This window comes from Kitasatospora sp. NPDC127116, assembly GCF_042677365.1.
Lineage (GTDB): Bacteria > Actinomycetota > Actinomycetes > Streptomycetales > Streptomycetaceae > Kitasatospora > Kitasatospora lactacystinica.
Map to the genome: position 1 here is coordinate 1 of NZ_JBHXTL010000189.1, position 14,428 is coordinate 14,428.

10 protein-coding genes are annotated in these 14,428 nt (G+C 74.8%); 5 read left to right on the plus strand and 5 right to left on the minus strand.

What is annotated here, in order from left to right; all coding sequences use genetic code 11:
* Positions 1–93: 93 nt before the first annotated feature.
* Positions 94–591, minus strand: coding sequence for a beta-class carbonic anhydrase (locus ACFVHV_RS40490; RefSeq protein WP_380358459.1), 498 nt, complete (start codon positions 589–591; stop codon positions 94–96).
* 552 nt (positions 592–1,143) lie between these two features.
* Between ACFVHV_RS40490 and ACFVHV_RS40495 the strand changes: the two genes are divergently transcribed.
* Positions 1,144–2,610, plus strand: a complete 1,467-nt coding sequence (locus ACFVHV_RS40495) for an alpha/beta hydrolase (protein ID WP_380358462.1) — start codon at positions 1,144–1,146, stop codon at positions 2,608–2,610.
* 85 nt (positions 2,611–2,695) lie between these two features.
* Here ACFVHV_RS40495 and ACFVHV_RS40500 read toward each other — a convergent pair whose 3' ends face one another.
* Positions 2,696–3,454, minus strand: coding sequence for a S1 family peptidase (locus ACFVHV_RS40500; RefSeq protein ID WP_380358464.1), 759 nt, complete (start codon positions 3,452–3,454; stop codon positions 2,696–2,698).
* 531 nt (positions 3,455–3,985) lie between these two features.
* On the opposite strand from ACFVHV_RS40500, the gene ACFVHV_RS40505 reads away from it, so the two are divergent.
* Positions 3,986–4,501, plus strand: coding sequence for a hypothetical protein (locus tag ACFVHV_RS40505; RefSeq protein WP_359899158.1), 516 nt, complete (start codon positions 3,986–3,988; stop codon positions 4,499–4,501).
* Positions 4,502–4,505: 4 nt separating this feature from the next.
* Entirely contained in the window at positions 4,506–5,648 is a 1,143-nt protein-coding gene (locus tag ACFVHV_RS40510) for a peptidase (protein WP_380358467.1), read from the plus strand.
* A gap of 87 nt (positions 5,649–5,735) precedes the next feature.
* Here the strand turns inward: ACFVHV_RS40510 and ACFVHV_RS40515 are convergent, their stop codons facing one another.
* The 3 genes from ACFVHV_RS40515 to ACFVHV_RS40525 all read right to left on the minus strand — a co-directional run bounded on the left by ACFVHV_RS40515 (position 5,736) and on the right by ACFVHV_RS40525 (position 9,805).
* Positions 5,736–6,788: an endonuclease/exonuclease/phosphatase family protein gene (locus ACFVHV_RS40515; protein WP_380358470.1), complete on the minus strand. Its 1,053-nt coding sequence runs from the start codon at positions 6,786–6,788 to the stop codon at positions 5,736–5,738.
* Between the two features lie 162 nt (positions 6,789–6,950).
* Positions 6,951–8,744: a hypothetical protein gene (locus ACFVHV_RS40520; protein WP_359899163.1), complete on the minus strand. Its 1,794-nt coding sequence runs from the start codon at positions 8,742–8,744 to the stop codon at positions 6,951–6,953.
* Positions 8,741–9,805 carry an ATP-binding protein gene (locus ACFVHV_RS40525; protein ID WP_380358473.1) on the minus strand — a complete coding sequence of 355 codons (1,065 nt, stop codon included), beginning with the start codon at positions 9,803–9,805 and terminating at the stop codon, positions 8,741–8,743. The genes ACFVHV_RS40520 and ACFVHV_RS40525 overlap by 4 nt, the downstream gene beginning before the upstream one ends.
* 261 nt (positions 9,806–10,066) lie before the next feature.
* Between ACFVHV_RS40525 and ACFVHV_RS40530 the strand changes: the two genes are divergently transcribed.
* Together ACFVHV_RS40530 and ACFVHV_RS40535 are read left to right on the plus strand one after the other, a co-directional pair.
* A complete protein-coding gene (locus ACFVHV_RS40530) occupies positions 10,067–11,869 on the plus strand; it encodes an FAD-dependent oxidoreductase (RefSeq protein WP_380358475.1) in 1,803 nt (600 codons plus the stop codon).
* A gap of 223 nt (positions 11,870–12,092) precedes the next feature.
* Positions 12,093–14,273: an SdrD B-like domain-containing protein gene (locus ACFVHV_RS40535; RefSeq protein ID WP_380358478.1), complete on the plus strand. Its 2,181-nt coding sequence runs from the start codon at positions 12,093–12,095 to the stop codon at positions 14,271–14,273.
* Positions 14,274–14,428: the final 155 nt, after the last annotated feature.

Below are 14,428 nucleotides of genomic sequence, written 5' to 3' on the forward strand. Positions count from 1 at the left end.
GGCGGGCCCGCCGGCGCCCGCGGGCCTTTTCCCGCGGGGGGGGGGCCGGGGGGGGGGGGCCCGGCCGGCCCCCCCCCCCGGGACGCCGTCGGGTCAGAGCACGACCTCCTTGAGGAGGCCGGTCGCGACGTCGAGGACGAAGCCGCGCACGGCGTCCGTGTGCGGGACGAAGGGGCTGGTGCGGATCCGGGCGGCCGACTGGCGGACGTCCGTATCCAGGTCGGCGAAGGCCTCGGCGGCCCACGGGGGCTTGACGCCGGTCTCCTCCCGGATCGACTCGCGGAAGGCGTCGTCGCCGAAGGTGAGCATGCCGCAGTCGGTGTGGTGGATGAGGATGATCTCCCGCGTCCCGAGCAGCCGCTGGCTGATCGCCAGCGAGCGGATGGCGTCGTCGGTCGCCACCCCGCCGGCGTTGCGGATCACGTGCGAGTCGCCCTCGGCGAGGCCGAGCGCGCCGTAGACGTTGAGCCGGGCGTCCATGCAGGCCAGGACGGCCGTGCGGCGGGCCGGCGGGAGCGGGAGCGGCCCGTCGAAGGCCGCGGCGTAGTCGGCGTTGTTGCGCAGGTAGTGGTCGGTGACGGTTTCGGTCATGGTGGACGGCTGTCCTTTCGGTGCGGTCGGATCGTGGTCGGCCGGGACGTGCGGGAGCCCTCCGTCCTGCACGCACGGGTGCGGGCCGCGTACGCCGAGGGGCGGGCAGCGGGCAGCACGGGGCGGCGGCGGTGCCGTTCGAAACGGAACGGCGCGGAACGGAACGGCGCGGAACGACGCGGCCGGGCGGAGCGGGCGATCAGACGATGACCGGACAGCCTGTGGAGTGGATGCGGCCGAAGTCGATGTGACGACGGCGGACGAGCACGGTCATGCGGGCACCGTACTGCCCGCCGGAGCGCCCCCGCCCGGGATTCGCCCGTTCTCCACTCCGCCGGGTGACCGCCCCCCGTGGACACCGGCACCCCGGTCCGGCCGTCCGTCCGTCCGGACCAATAGATGACGGGGCATGGGCCTGCGGCCCTACGTCGGCGCGGCGGCGTACGCCGCAGGTTGGATCATGAACCCATCCTCGCGCCGTACGGGGTGCGGGGGCGGCGGAACGGAGACTGGAAGCAATTCCGAGGCACCGATTCTGCACAGAGGACTGGCATGGTTCTGCGAGACGGACGGACGATTTCCGCGCTGACCGCCGGCGCGGTGACGACCGCGCTGGCGGCGCTCACCCCCGTGACGGCGTTCGCGGCGGGCGATCCGCTCCAGCGGTACGCGCAGCAGCAACTCCGTTGGGAGCGTTGCGATGCGGACCGCCCGGCGGCGTTCGAGTGCGCGAAGGTCGAGGTGCCGCTGGACTACGCCGACCCCGGCGGCCGGACGATCGACATCGCGATGTCGCGGGTCAGGGCGGGCAGCGCGAAGCAGCGGCACGGCGCGCTGCTGATGAATCCCGGGGGCCCGGGCGGCCCGGGGCTGACCATGCCCGTGGAGATGGAGCCGCTGCTGCCGGCGGAGGTGCGGGACCGGTTCGACCTGATCGGGTTCGACCCGCGCGGCGCCGGGCAGAGCTCACCGATCGGCTGCGACCTGAAGGCCGACGAGCGGACCTTCCAACACCCGTACTCGGCAGGGACGTTCGCGAAGGACGTGGCCTGGGCCCGGACGGTGGCCGACAAGTGCTGGGCCAAGGCGGGGGACGTGCTGCCGCACATCACCACCCGCAACACGGCGCGGGACATGGACGTCGTCCGGGCGGCACTGGGCGAGCGGAGGATCTCCTACTTCGGGCATTCGTACGGCACCTACCTGGGCGCCGTCTACGCCCAGATGTTCCCCCAGCGCTCGGACCGCTTCGTGCTCGACAGCGCGCTCGACCCGTCGCTCGTGTGGCGCGGGGGGCTCCGGGAGGCGTCGGCGGGGGCCGAACTCGCCTTCACCCGCTGGACCGAGTGGGCCGCCGCCCGCGACGCGGCGTACGGACTGGGGGCGACGGCGGCGGAGGTCCGCAGGACGTACTGGGACCTGGTCGCCCACGCCGACCGCACGCCCGTCCCGACCGGGGACGGGTCGCTCGACGGCGACGCCGTCCGGTCCGGCTACGCGGCGTTCGTCCACGTCGAGGCCGTCACCCCCTGGATCGTCGCGCTGAAGGCCGCCGCCGCGGGCGGGCCGGCCGCACCGGCGGTGCCGTCGGTCGTTCCGGCGGACAACACGGTCTCCGTCGCGTGGGCCGTCCTCTGCGGCGACACCCGCGACTGGCCGCGCGACCCCGAGCAGTACCGCCGGGACGCGGTCCGTGACCGGGCCCGGTACCCGCTGGCCGGCGACCTGGGGGCGAACATCCTGCCGTGCGCGTTCTGGAAGCAGGCGGGCGGCGAGCCGGCCACCGTGGTGAACAACGACGTCAAGGCGCTGATCGTGCAGAACCAGTGGGATCCGCAGGCGACGCTGTCCATGGCCCAGGGCATGCGGCGGGCGCTGCACGGTGCACGGCTGGTCACGGTGGCCGGCGGCGAGGGCCACGGCGTGGTGGTGGCCGGCCCCTCCTGCGCGGACGGCGGCGTCACCCGCTACCTGACCACGGGCCGGCTGCCCGCGAAGGACCTGACCTGCGGCGGTTAGGGCGTCCGCCTCCGGGCGCACTGGCGCGCCCGGAGGCGGAGAACGAGTGCCTCGGCCGGGGAAGCACTGCCCGATGGGCCACCGGCTAGGACAGCAGCTGCGCGGGGACGTCGGTGGCCCGGGTGAACACCGAGACCGGGTACTGGGTGTCGCAGTACTTGTTGCCGGTGGAGACCACGCCGATCACCACGCCGCCGGCCACCAGCGGCCCGCCCGAGTCGCCCTTGCAGACGCTGTCCGTCGTTCCGGCCCGCGGCAGGCCGCAGACCTTGAGCAGCGGCGAATCGCCGGGCGAGGTGTACGGGTCGCAGGAGGCCGGCGGAGCCAGCGTCAGCTCCGCCTGCTTGAGGTGGGTGCCGGGCCGCCCGTCCGAGCCGGTGCGCCCGAACCCCAGCAGCGTGGCCGTGCGGCCGTACCGGTACAGCGTCTCGTCCCCCTGCCGCGCGACCCGGACCGGTGCCTGCGGCAGCGGGCGGTCCAGGGTGAGGACGGCGGAGTCGTGGGCCAGGCCGGAGGTGTAGCGCGGGTCCACCCGGTAGCCCTTCACCCGGCGGACCTGGCCGCCGGGGCCGGTCAGGTCGGTCCGCCCGGCGATCACCCGCAGTGAGGTCGGGTCGGCCGCCTCGGCGACGCAGTGGCCCGCGGTGAGCACCTTGGTCGGCGCGATCAGCGCGCCGGTGCACCACTGCTCGCCCGTGGCGGTCTCCAGGGCCACGACGAACGGGTGGGACCTGGTCGTGGTGTCCGCTCCGCCGTGGACGGCGGCGGCCGGGACGGCCCCGGCGGCCAGCAGCCCGGCGGTGGCCAGCAGGACGGCGATCGGGCGGCGGTTCGAGGTGCGCATGGCAGGGCTTCCTTCTGGGTCGGGTGGTGCGTGGTGGGAGGCGTCCGGCGCGGTGGTCGCGCCCGGCGGCGGGCGGACGGCGTCGGCCGCCGTGGCCGCCGCCTCCGCGGAGGCCGGCGGGTCGGGCGGCCCCTCGGGCTCGGTGCCGGTCGCCGCCGGACCACAGAGTGGCCCGGGATCCGTCCCGCCCGCCAGCACTGCCCGGCGGTTCGGGACGCTGGAACGGTGAAACACCTCGTGACCTGCGCTTTTGTTGCCTCCTGGAACGCCGCGGCGGGACGAGGGGGCCCCTGGAACAGGCCTGGGGAGCGGCGAGGCGCACCGGCGCCGGTTCGCCGCCGCTTCGTCACCGCGTCCGGGTGGTCACCCACGTGACGGGGCGGGGCGGGCCGGTCTTCGATCCGGCTGAAATGTGGTCATTCCGGTGGCGGAGTGCGGCCGTCGTCGGCTTGCGCGAAGGGGCCGCGCCGGTTTGCCTGACATCACGTCACCCGGCATGTCCATCCACGGACGGCTACTCCAGGAGTTGTTGTGCGCTTGCGAATCCTGCCCGCCGCGGCCGCGTCCGTCGCCCTCGTTCTGGTCCAACCGGGCCTCGCCGACGCGGCGGCCGATCCCAGCACCACGGTCACGTTCACCGTCACGTCGGGCGCTCTGTCGATGTCGGTGCCGGCCAGCGCCGCCCTCGGCTCGGGAGCGCCCGGTACTCAGATCAGCTCCCCGATCGGCCCCGTGACCGTCACCGACAACCGCGCTCTCCTCTCGGCCTCCTGGACGGTGACCGTGTCGGAGACGGACTTCACCAACGGTTCGTCGACGGTGGCCGCCACCAATGCCGCCTACACGGTCGGGGCGGTGACGACGACCGGCACCATCACCGCCACTCCGACGAACGTGACGCTGAGCAACTCCTCGCAGGTGGTGGTCACCGGGAGCGCCGGTGTCGGGGACAACACCGCGAGCTGGGACCCGACGGTCAGCGTCGCCCTGCCGGCCGCCGCCATCAGCGGGGCCTACACCGGAACGCTGACCCACTCCGTTGCCTGAGCGGATGAAGCGTGCGCGCCGCTACTGGGTCCTGCTGACACTGCTGGCCGTCGTCCAGACGATCGGTGTGCTGCCGGCGACGGCGGACGGGATGCCCGGGCCCGAGGTCACCGGGGCGTCCGGGCGGCCCGGGGTCACCGGGACGTCCGAATCATCTGAATCATCCGAAACCTCCGGGACATCCGGGACGTCCGAAATCTCCGGGACATCAGGGACGCCCTCCCACCAGCCGACCCCCGCGAAGAAGACCATCGGCATCAGGCTGCTCGACGCCCCGGAGAACCGCCGTGACGACCCCCGGGCGCAGGCCTACATCGTCGACCACGTCGCCCCGGGCACGACCGTCGAACGGCGGGTGGAGGTCACCAACGAGTCGTCCACGCCGATGCACGTCAGCGTGTACGCGGCGGCGGCCACCATCACGAAGGGACGGTTCACCTTCGCGGCGGACCGCACCCCCAACGAGCTGACCGGCTGGACGTCGCTGGACACGACCGAGCTCGACCTCGCGCCCTCCGGGACGGCGCAGGTGCGCACCACCGTCCGCGTGCCCAAGAACGCCTCCGCCGGCGAGCGCTACGGCGTCGTCTGGGCCCAGACGGGCAACCCGGCGGACCGCTCGCACAACCTGGCGTTCCTGGGCCGGGTCGGGGTCCGGATGTACATCGACGTCGGTCCCGGCGGTGAGCCGCCCTCCGACTTCACGATCGAGCAGGTCACTCCGACCAGGGCCCGCGACGGGCGGAAGGAGGTGCACGCCCGGATCCGCAACACGGGCGGCCGCGCCCTGGACATCGGCGGGTCGCTCTCCCTCGCCGACGGACCCGGCGGGCTGCGCGCCGGCCCCTTCCCGGCCAGGTCGGGCACCACCGTGGCTCCGGGAAGCCTCGCGGAGGCGGTCGTCCCGCTCGACGTGCAGCTGCCGGACGGCCGGTGGAACGCGGAGCTCACGCTCAGGAGCGGCCTGGTCGAGCGCAGCACGCGCGTCACCGTCACCTTCCCGACGGCTCCCGGCAGCTCCGGGGCGGCCGAGGCGTCGACCGTCCAGCCGGGGTACTTCCCCACCCCCGTGGTCGCCGTGCTGTCGACCCTCGCCTTCGCCGTCCTGGGCCTTCTGCTCCCCCGGTTCCGGCGACGCCGCCGGTGACCGCCCCCGCGACGGGGGCCGCGGCCCGGTGAGGGGCCAGGGACGGTGCGGGAGCCGTCCCCGGCCCCTCGCGTTCGGGTTCCGCGTTCAGCGCAGGACGGCGAGTTCGGCGACCACGGCGCGGTGGTCGCTGCGCGGCAGGGAGTGCTCGGAGACGTCGACGGCGGTCAGCGCGGGCCCGTGCAGGACGTGGTCGATCTGGATCGCGGCCGGGACCGGGTAGTCGGGGTGGTCCTGGGGCCAGGTCGGGAGGAGGCCCGCGCCGAGTTCCTCGTGGGTGTCGGTCAGGCCGGTGCCGATCAGGTCGCGCATCGGCTTGTGGTCGAGGGTGGCGTTGAAGTCCCCCAGCAGGACCGCGTTGCGGGCGCGCCCGGGCGCGGCGGCGCGCAGGGCGTGCAGTCCCTCGGCCCAGCGGCGGGCGTCGCCGACCGGGTAGTAGGTGTGCACGGCGACCAGCTGCACCGGACGGCCGCCGACGTCGACGGTCAGGTTGGTGGTCGGCCAGGCCGGGTCGGCGGCGGAGCTGACGGGCAGCCGGGTGTAGAGCGCGGTGTCGGTGCCGGCCGGCCGCTCGCGGTGCGGCAGCAGGGCGCGGATGCCGGCCGCGTCCAGCGCGTCGGCGGCGGAGTCGCTCTGCTCCTCGACCGCGAGCACGTCGATCCGCTGGTCGCGCACCAGGTCGACCAGGGACTTCGGCGAGACCTGCCCCATGAAGTTGTTGCTGGTCGCCACCCGCAGCCGGGGCGCGTCGGCCGGGGCGTCGGCCCCGCCCGGGACGAGCCGGGGTATCACCCACCACAGTTGCAGCACCACCAGCGCCGCCGCGACCCCGGTCAGCCACCGCCCGCGCAGCACCGCCGCCGCGACCAGCAGCAGCACGCTGAGCAGCGCCGCGTAGGGCAGCCCGGCCATCGGAAGGGCCCACACCGTGCCGTCGTCCCATCCGAGGACCCGCACCACCGCGAGCACGGCCGGGCCCAGCAGCAGCACCCCGCACCCGATCAGCGCGGCGCGACGCCAACGGCCCCTGCCGGCGGGCGACGCGCCCTTCCGCGTGCTCTTCGCCGTACTCTTCCCCGCGCCCTTCCCCGCGCTCTTCGCCGCGCTCTTCCGCGTGCTCTTCGCCGTACGGTCCGTCACGGTGCTCCTTCCGGGGGACGGCCGACAGCCTTGATCATCGGCCGCCGTCGAGAAGGACGGACGCCCGCGTCCGGGGCCCGGTTCCGCGCCACCGGCCGGGGCCGGGAGCGGGACGTCGGTGCCCGGCGGGGGCCGCGTCCCCTTCCTCACGGGACGGAACGCCTAGCTCATCCGGAAGACCGGCCCGCGCGGGGTGAACGGGAGTGCGGCGCCGCGCGGGACGAGGAAGGCGTGCTCGCGGCGCAGCCGCAGGACGTCGCACTCGCCGTCGGTGATGACCAGGACGGGTGCCCCGGGCGGGAAGTCCTCGGCCCGTTCCAGCAGGTCGATGCCCGGCTGGAGGACGGTGCCGCCGCGCCCGTGCACCCGCAGGCGCCCGGCGATCTCCTCGACCGGGAGGTACCCGGCGTCGTGCGGGGCGGCGTCGCAGTGCACCACCCGGGCGGCCGGGACGTCCCGGGCGGCGGCGTAGGAGGCGATCGCGCCGAGCGCCTTGCCGAGCAGCGCCCGGTCCATCGAGCCCGAGGTGTCCAGGACGACTCCGAAGGTGCAGCGCGGCACCTCCTCCTCGGGGCGGTAGCGGCCGGCCCGGGGGATGTCCGGGGTGGCGGACTGCCGGCGGGCGGGGCGGGAGTAGCTGCGCACCGGTTCCGGGCTCGGCACGAACTCGTCGAACCAGCGGGCCAGTCGGGCGTCCCAGGGCAGTGGGGGGTGGGCGAGTGCGCGGATCTCCTCGACCAGCCCGGCCGGGAGCAGGCCGCGTTGGCGCCGGTGCAGTTCGAGGCCCTGCTGGAGTCCGCGGCGGTAGAAGTCGTCGAGGTCGACGTAGTCCCGGGGCGTTCCCAGCGGTTCACCGAGGACGTCCGGGCGGTTCTTCCCGGCCAGGGTGGCGAGGCGGCGGATGCGGCGCTGGTCGCGGGCGATCCGGTCGTACACCTCCTCGGCCGACAGGCCGTTCAGCTGCGGGTCGTGCAGCAGCCCGTCGGGCATCTCGCCGACGCCCATCTCCAGCAGCCAGCCGTTGATGACGTAGTCGGCGGCGACGTTGAACAGGAACGGGTCCCGTCCGCCGCGGCGCTCGCCGTGCCGCAGGGCGGCGTGCAGGATCTCGTGGCCGAGGATGAACCGCCATTCCTCGTCGCTGTGGTGGCGCAGCGGGTTGACGTAGATCTCGCCGGCCTCGGCGTTGACGGCGGCGACGGCGATGTCGTGGGCGCGGGCGAGTTCGGCGTCGGCCACGACGGTGAGGCCGGCCGCGATGCCGCCGAGCAGGGGGTAGGAGGAGACGAACCAGTTGAGTGCCCTGTTCCAGGGCCGTTCGGGCAGGCGTTCGCCGGTCTCGGTGTCGATCCGGCCGCCGGCCCGGTCCATCGCGGCGGACATGGTGCGGGTGAGCGCGGCGGCGAAGGCCGTGGGCCAGTCCTCGCGGGCCCGGCCGTGGCCGCGCCATTCGACCAGCAGTTGGTCGCGTTCGGCGGTGCCGGCCGTCCCGGCGGTGTCGGGCGCGGGCAGGCCGTCGCGGCGCCAGCGGTCGGCCAGCTCCTCCTCGTCGCCGCCCGGGTACTCCTGCGGGAGGACGACCGGGGCGCGGCCGACCGGGAAGGTGGCGAGGAAGCGGTTGACCACCGCGCAGCGGGCGGCGGCCTGGTGGGCGTCGGGCTGGGTCCGGGTGCCGCGGGCGCCCGGGAGGTGGCCGAAGCCGAGGTGCAGCAGGCAGTGCGCCAGCACCCAGGCCCATTCCTCGGGTTCGGCCCGGCGGCGCGGGTTGACGTGCAGGGTGCCGTTGGAGTCGGCCACCGCCCAGCCGTTCGGCGGGGCGGTGGTGCAGGTCTCGGTGCGGCAGACGTCGGCGCGCAGGGCGGCGAGGGCCGGGTTGCGGCGGAGCAGTCGGAGGCCCTCGGCGAAGGCCTCGGCGCCCGGGTCCGGCTTCTTCCGGTCGGCCGGGGCGTGCTTCACCGGCGGGCCTCGACCAGGCGGGGCATGTCCCGGGCGGCCTCGATCAGGAACCAGGCGGGCAGCACCGGGTTGCCGTCCGAGCCGTCGGCGATCACCGTCTGGGCGACCTCCACCGAGATCTCGGCCAGTTGCACCAGCAGCGACTTGGCCCGGAAGGCGGTCTGCCGTTGCGCCCCGGAGGCGTGCTCCTTGCGGGCGGGCAGTTCCTTGACCAGCCGGCCGCGGAAGGCGTCGGCCAGGTAGTAGAGCAGGTCGCGGTCCTCCAGCCGGTGCGGCCAGCGGGCGTCGCCCTTGAGGATCGCCTCCAGACCGTAGGAGTTGCGGACGATCTTCGCGTAGCCGCAGAAGGCGACCGCGTGCTGTGCGGTGAGCAGCCCGTGGGCGACGACCTTGAGGGTGGCCTCGTCCAGGGTGGGGCCGAAGGAGTGCAGCGCGTCGGAGAGCATGTGCCAGGCGCGCGGGGTGGAGAACGGCTCCTCGGTCTTGGGCGGGGCGGACCACAGGTGGTCGGGCCGGTCGGTGAGGTGGTCGACGATCCAGGGGTGGATGCCGGTGCCGGCCGCCCAGCGCAGCCAGTCCTCGGCGCTGGCCCGCAGATGGACGTGGACCATGCGGTTGACCAGTGCGGATGCCATCGGGCGGGCGAGCGCGCCGTCGGTGGCGCGGTTCCCGGCGCCGATCACGATCGAGCCGGGCGGCAGCTCGTACGAGCCGATCCTGCGGTCCAGGATCAGCGAGTAGAAGGCCTTCTGGACGTCCGGCGAGGCCGCGTTGAGTTCGTCCAGGAACAGGCAGTACGGCTGGTCGCGGGCGATCTGCTCGGGCGGGCAGAACCGGGAGCGGCCCTCGGGGGTGAGCTGCGGGACGCCGATCAGGTCCTCGGGGGCGAGCTGGGTGCCGACCAGGCTCACGCACTCCAGGCCGAGCGACTCGGCGAACGCCCTGACCAGGGAGGACTTTCCGATCCCGGGGGCGCCCCAGAGGAACACCGGGCGGACGGTGGCCAGGCCGAGCAGCAGCTCGGGGATCTGGGCGGGCGAGACGCTGACTGCTCCCTGCACGGGGCTCCTTCGCGACAACGGTGCGTGACCGGCCCAGTGTGCGGGGGGGAGTCGGCCGGGCGCACCTGGATTTTCGGCGGGCCCGGCGGGCCGTACGGGCCACGGGCCGTACGGGCCGGGGTGTGGACGCGAGGCGCGCGGTGGGTGACCGGTGCCGGGCCCGGTCGTTGCACACCCGGGGGTCGTCCTCGCCGCTCGGGCGACCAGGAGGGTGGAGGTGTGCGCGTCGTGGGGTCGGGCGAGGGTTCGCGGGAGGGTGCGGTGGAAGGTCGGACGAGGCGTCAGTTCCTGGCCGGCGCCGCCTCGTTGGGCGGTGCTCTGGCCGTCGGGCCGGTGGCGGGCGCGGCCGCGCTCCCGCGGGGCGCGGGCGCCGGTGCCCGCGGTGGCCCGGGGCGGACCGTGGCGGTCCTCGGCGGCGGGGTCTCCGGGCTGAGCGCGGCGCACGAACTGGCCGAGCGCGGCTACCGGGTGACGGTGTACGAGTACTATGACGCGCTCGGCGGCAAGGCCCGCAGCATGGACGTGCCGGGCAGCGCGGCCGGTGGCCGTCGGGCGCTGCCGGGCGAGCACGGCTTCCGGTTCTTCCCCGGCTTCTACCGCAACCTGCCGGACACCCTGCGCCGCATCCCGTGCGCCGGCAACCCCGGTGGCGTCCACGACAACCTGCGTGACGCCACCCAGGCGCTGCTGGCCTTCGACGCCCCGCGTCCTGGACTGCTCCTCCCGTTCCGGTCCCTCACCCGCCCGCTCGACCTGGGCGACCTCGCCCCGGACGCCCTGCGGCGGACCCTGGCCGGCGCGCTGGACGAGGTGCTGCACCTGCCCGCCGGCGAGCTGGCCTACTTCGTGGACCGGCTCCTGGTCCACCTGACCAGCTGCGACGTGCGCCGCGAGGAGCAGTGGGAGCGGGTGCCGTGGTGGGACTTCATCAGGGCGGGGCGGATGTCCCACGACTACCAGCGCCTCCTCGGGGTCGGCCTGACCCGGGACCTGGTCGCGACCCGGGCCGAGCGGGCCAGCACCCGTACGGTGGCCCGCACGGTCGTCGAGGCCTTCCTGCTGAACGGGCTGCTCGGGCGCGGCGGTGACGGGCAGCCCGACCGGGTGCTCAACGGCCCGACCAGCGAGGCCTGGATCGACCCGTGGGCGGCCCATCTGGCCTCGCTGGGCGTCGAGTTCCGCACCGGGACCGAGGTCCGGGAGGTGCTGTACGCCGAGGGCCGGATCACCGGGGTCCGGGTGGCGCCGGCCGGCGGCGGCGTCCCCGGGACGGTGCGGGCCGACTACTACCTGAGCGCGCTGCCGGTCGAGCACGCCCGCGCCACCTGGGGCCCGGGGCTGCGCGCCGCCGATCCCCGGCTGGCGCGCTGCGACGCGATCGGCACGGACTGGATGACGGGCATCCAGTTCTACCTGCGCCGCCCGGTGCGGCTGGTGCACGGCCACGCCGTCTGCCTGGACTCCCCGTGGTCGCTCACCGCGGTCGGCCAGGCGCAGTTCTGGGACCGGGACTTCGCGGCCGCGTACGGCGACGGTACGGTGCGCGACTGCCTCTCGGTCTGCGTCTCGGAGTGGGACCGGCCCGGGATCCTGTACGGCCGGACGGCCAAGGAGTGCACTCGCGAGGAGGTGGCCCGCGAGGTCTGGGCGCAGTGCCGGCGGGCCTTCGAGCGGCCGGGCGGCGGGTGGCCGGCGGACGCGGACGTGCACGGGTGGTTCCTCGACCCGGCCGTCACCGGTCTGGGCGGGCCGGCGCCGGCCAACCGCGAGCAGTTGCTGGTCCACCCGGCCGGAACGCTCTACGACCGGCCCTCCGCCGCGACCGCGGTGGGCAACTTCTTCCTGGCCGGCGACTACGTCCGCACCGACGTCGACCTGGCGACCATGGAGGGCGCCAACGAGTCCGCGCGGCGCGCCGTCAACGCCCTGCTGGACGCGGACGGTTCGAGCGCCGGCCGCTGCCGGGTCTGGGGGCTCTTCCGGCCCCCGGAGCTGGAGCCGCTCAAGCTGGTCGACGAGGCCCGCTACCGCCTCGGCCTGCCGAACACCTTCGACCTCGGGTGACCCGCCGCACTCCCCCGGCGACACCGGCACACGCCCCCGCCGCCTCGGGTCGCATGCGAACTCACGGAGCGGTATCCGAACTTGATGCGATTTCCGGCCCGTTCCGCGTCACACGCGCCGGTGAACGTGCCCCGAAACCGGGACGTGCACGACCGGTTGCCGCTCTCCTGGGGGCCCTGTCGGGATCGGGCGTCTGCCCGCCGATCATGAGAGTGGGGCCCAGGTGGGGACGAGAGGACGAAGGACGTGGATCGCGCGGGCCGCGGTGCTCGCCGTCGCGCTGACCGGCAGCGGGCTGCTGACGGCACCGCCGGCGTTCCCGCAGGGCGCGGACGGGGCGGTGACGGTCCGGGTGGTCCGGGCCGTGGACGCCTCGGGCGCGTGGACGCCCGCGCTGGAGCCGGGGCTGGCGGGTGTGCGGGTGACGCTCACCGGCGGGGACCGGGTCCGGGTCGAGGGCACCACGGCGGCCGACGGGACGGTGACGCTGGCGCCGCCGCCGCGCCGGGACCACGGCGGCAAGTACCGGGTGCGGGTGGTGAATCCGAAGCCGGGCGTACTGTTCCCCGCCTTCGCCTCGCGGCAGGGGCTGGACGGCGCGCCCAACCTGCTGAGCTCCAACGAGGAGTTCGTCGACCTCTCCGACGGCGCGAACGTCTCGTACACCACCGGGCTGTGGAGCCCCGGCGACTACTGCCAGAGGAACGCCCCCCTGGTGACGACCTGCCAGAACACCACGTGGGGAGGCGGTGCGCAGCGCACGCTGGTGTCGTTCCCGTACGGTGCGCGCGGCCAGGACGGCGTGGACGTGAACGTCACGGACATCGCCACCGACGCGCAGACCGGCACCCTGTTCGGCATCGCGTGGAACCGGGCCGACCGGCGGGTGTTCTCCTCGGCGGCGGCCAAGCGCACCACGGGCTACGGCCCGGGCGGCTCCGGCGGGATCTACGTGACCGACCTGGCGAGGAACAGCACCACGCTGTTCACCACCGTCCCGGACGCCGGGGGCACCGCGCACGGGCCGGGCGCGGACGACGCGTTCCTGGCGGTGCCGGGCAAGGAGAGCCTCGGCGGGCTCAAGGTGACGGACGACGGCAGGGACCTGTTCGTCGTCAACCTCAACGACCGTCGGCTGTACCGCTACGACGCCACCGCGGCGACCGCGTCGGCGCCGAAGGCCGTCTACCCCGTCCCGGAACCGGGCTGTGCCTCGGCGGCGGACTGGCGCCCCTTCGGTCTGGGCCTGCAGGACGGGACCGGCTACCTCGGCGGCGTCTGCTCGGGCGAGTCGACGGGCGCGGTGTCGGACCTGCGGGCGGTCGTGCTGCCCTTCGACCCGGCCACCGGCCGGTTCGGGCCGGCCGTGCTGGACCAGCCGCTGGACTACCCGCGCCGGTCGACCGTCGGCGCGGGCCCGTGCGACGGCGCGGGCTGGTTCCCGTGGACGGACACCTACCCGACCACGCAGAACGGCCAGGCCTGCTCCGGCTACCGCGCCCAGCCGGAGCCGGAGCTGGGCGAGGTCGGCTTCGAGGCGGACGGCTCGATGCTGCTGGCCTTCCGCGACCGCCTCGCCGACCGGGCGACGGGCCAGGCGGCGGCGGGCGCCGCGGTCGGCGAGGTGCTGTCGGGCGGCGACCTGAACAAGGCCTGCCCGGCGAACGGCGCCTACGTGCTGGACACCAACAACGGCTGCGGTCTCTCGCCCCGGGGCACCCGCTTCTTCGACACCAGCCGGATGGGCTTCCACCACAACGCGGCCTACGCCGGAATGGCGCTGTCCAAGGTCGAGACCACCATCGGGACCTCCGGGTTCGACCCCAACGACACGGCCTTCGGCTACGGCACGGCCTTCGTCCAGCGGGCGGACGGCCGGCAGGACCCGAGGGTCGGGCTGCGGCTCAACCCGGCGAACGTCCCCGCGCCGTTCGGCAAGGGCGCCTCGATGGGCGACCTGGAGGTGCTCTGCGACCGGGCGCCGCTGCAGATCGGCAACCGGGTCTGGTACGACCCCGAGCGCACGGGCCTGCAGCAGCCGGGCCAGCTCCCCGCGGCGGGCGTCACCGTCCACCTGTACGACGGGGCGGGCCGGCTGGTCGGCACGGCGGGGACGACGGTGCGCGGCGAGTACTACTTCGACGACTCGAACGTGGACGGCGGCCTCCGGCCGCACACCGGGTACACGATCCGGCTGGACAACCCGTCCGACTACGCCGAGGGCGGTCCGCTGTACCGGTGGGTGCCCACCAGGCACGACGTCGGCGAGGACCCCTTCGTCAACTCCAAGGGCGTCGTCCCGCCCGGGGGAAGGTATCCCGAGCGGGCGCTGACCACCGGCGGGCCGGGCGAGAACGACCACACCCTCGACTTCGGTTTCCGGCGCTGCGGGTGCGGCCACTGACGCCGGTCGGGCACGACCGGGACGACCGGGACGGCGGCGGGCGTGGTGCCCGGTGAACCTGTCGGGGGTGGTGGAGACGGCGCGAGGGCCTGTGCTCGCGCGTATCGCGCGGGCGCAGGCCCTCGTGGGTCACTCCGGTGGTCCCTGTCCGGCCC

What these genes read in the sequence shown, in the direction of transcription:
- ACFVHV_RS40490 (WP_380358459.1), bottom strand. Translation starts at nt 591, where the DNA reads ATGACCGAAACCGTCACCGACCACTACCTGCGCAACAACGCCGACTAC.
- ACFVHV_RS40495 (WP_380358462.1), top strand. Translation starts at nt 1,144, where the DNA reads ATGGTTCTGCGAGACGGACGGACGATTTCCGCGCTGACCGCCGGCGCG.
- ACFVHV_RS40500 (WP_380358464.1), bottom strand. Translation starts at nt 3,454, where the DNA reads ATGCGCACCTCGAACCGCCGCCCGATCGCCGTCCTGCTGGCCACCGCC.
- ACFVHV_RS40510 (WP_380358467.1), top strand. Translation starts at nt 4,506, where the DNA reads ATGAAGCGTGCGCGCCGCTACTGGGTCCTGCTGACACTGCTGGCCGTC.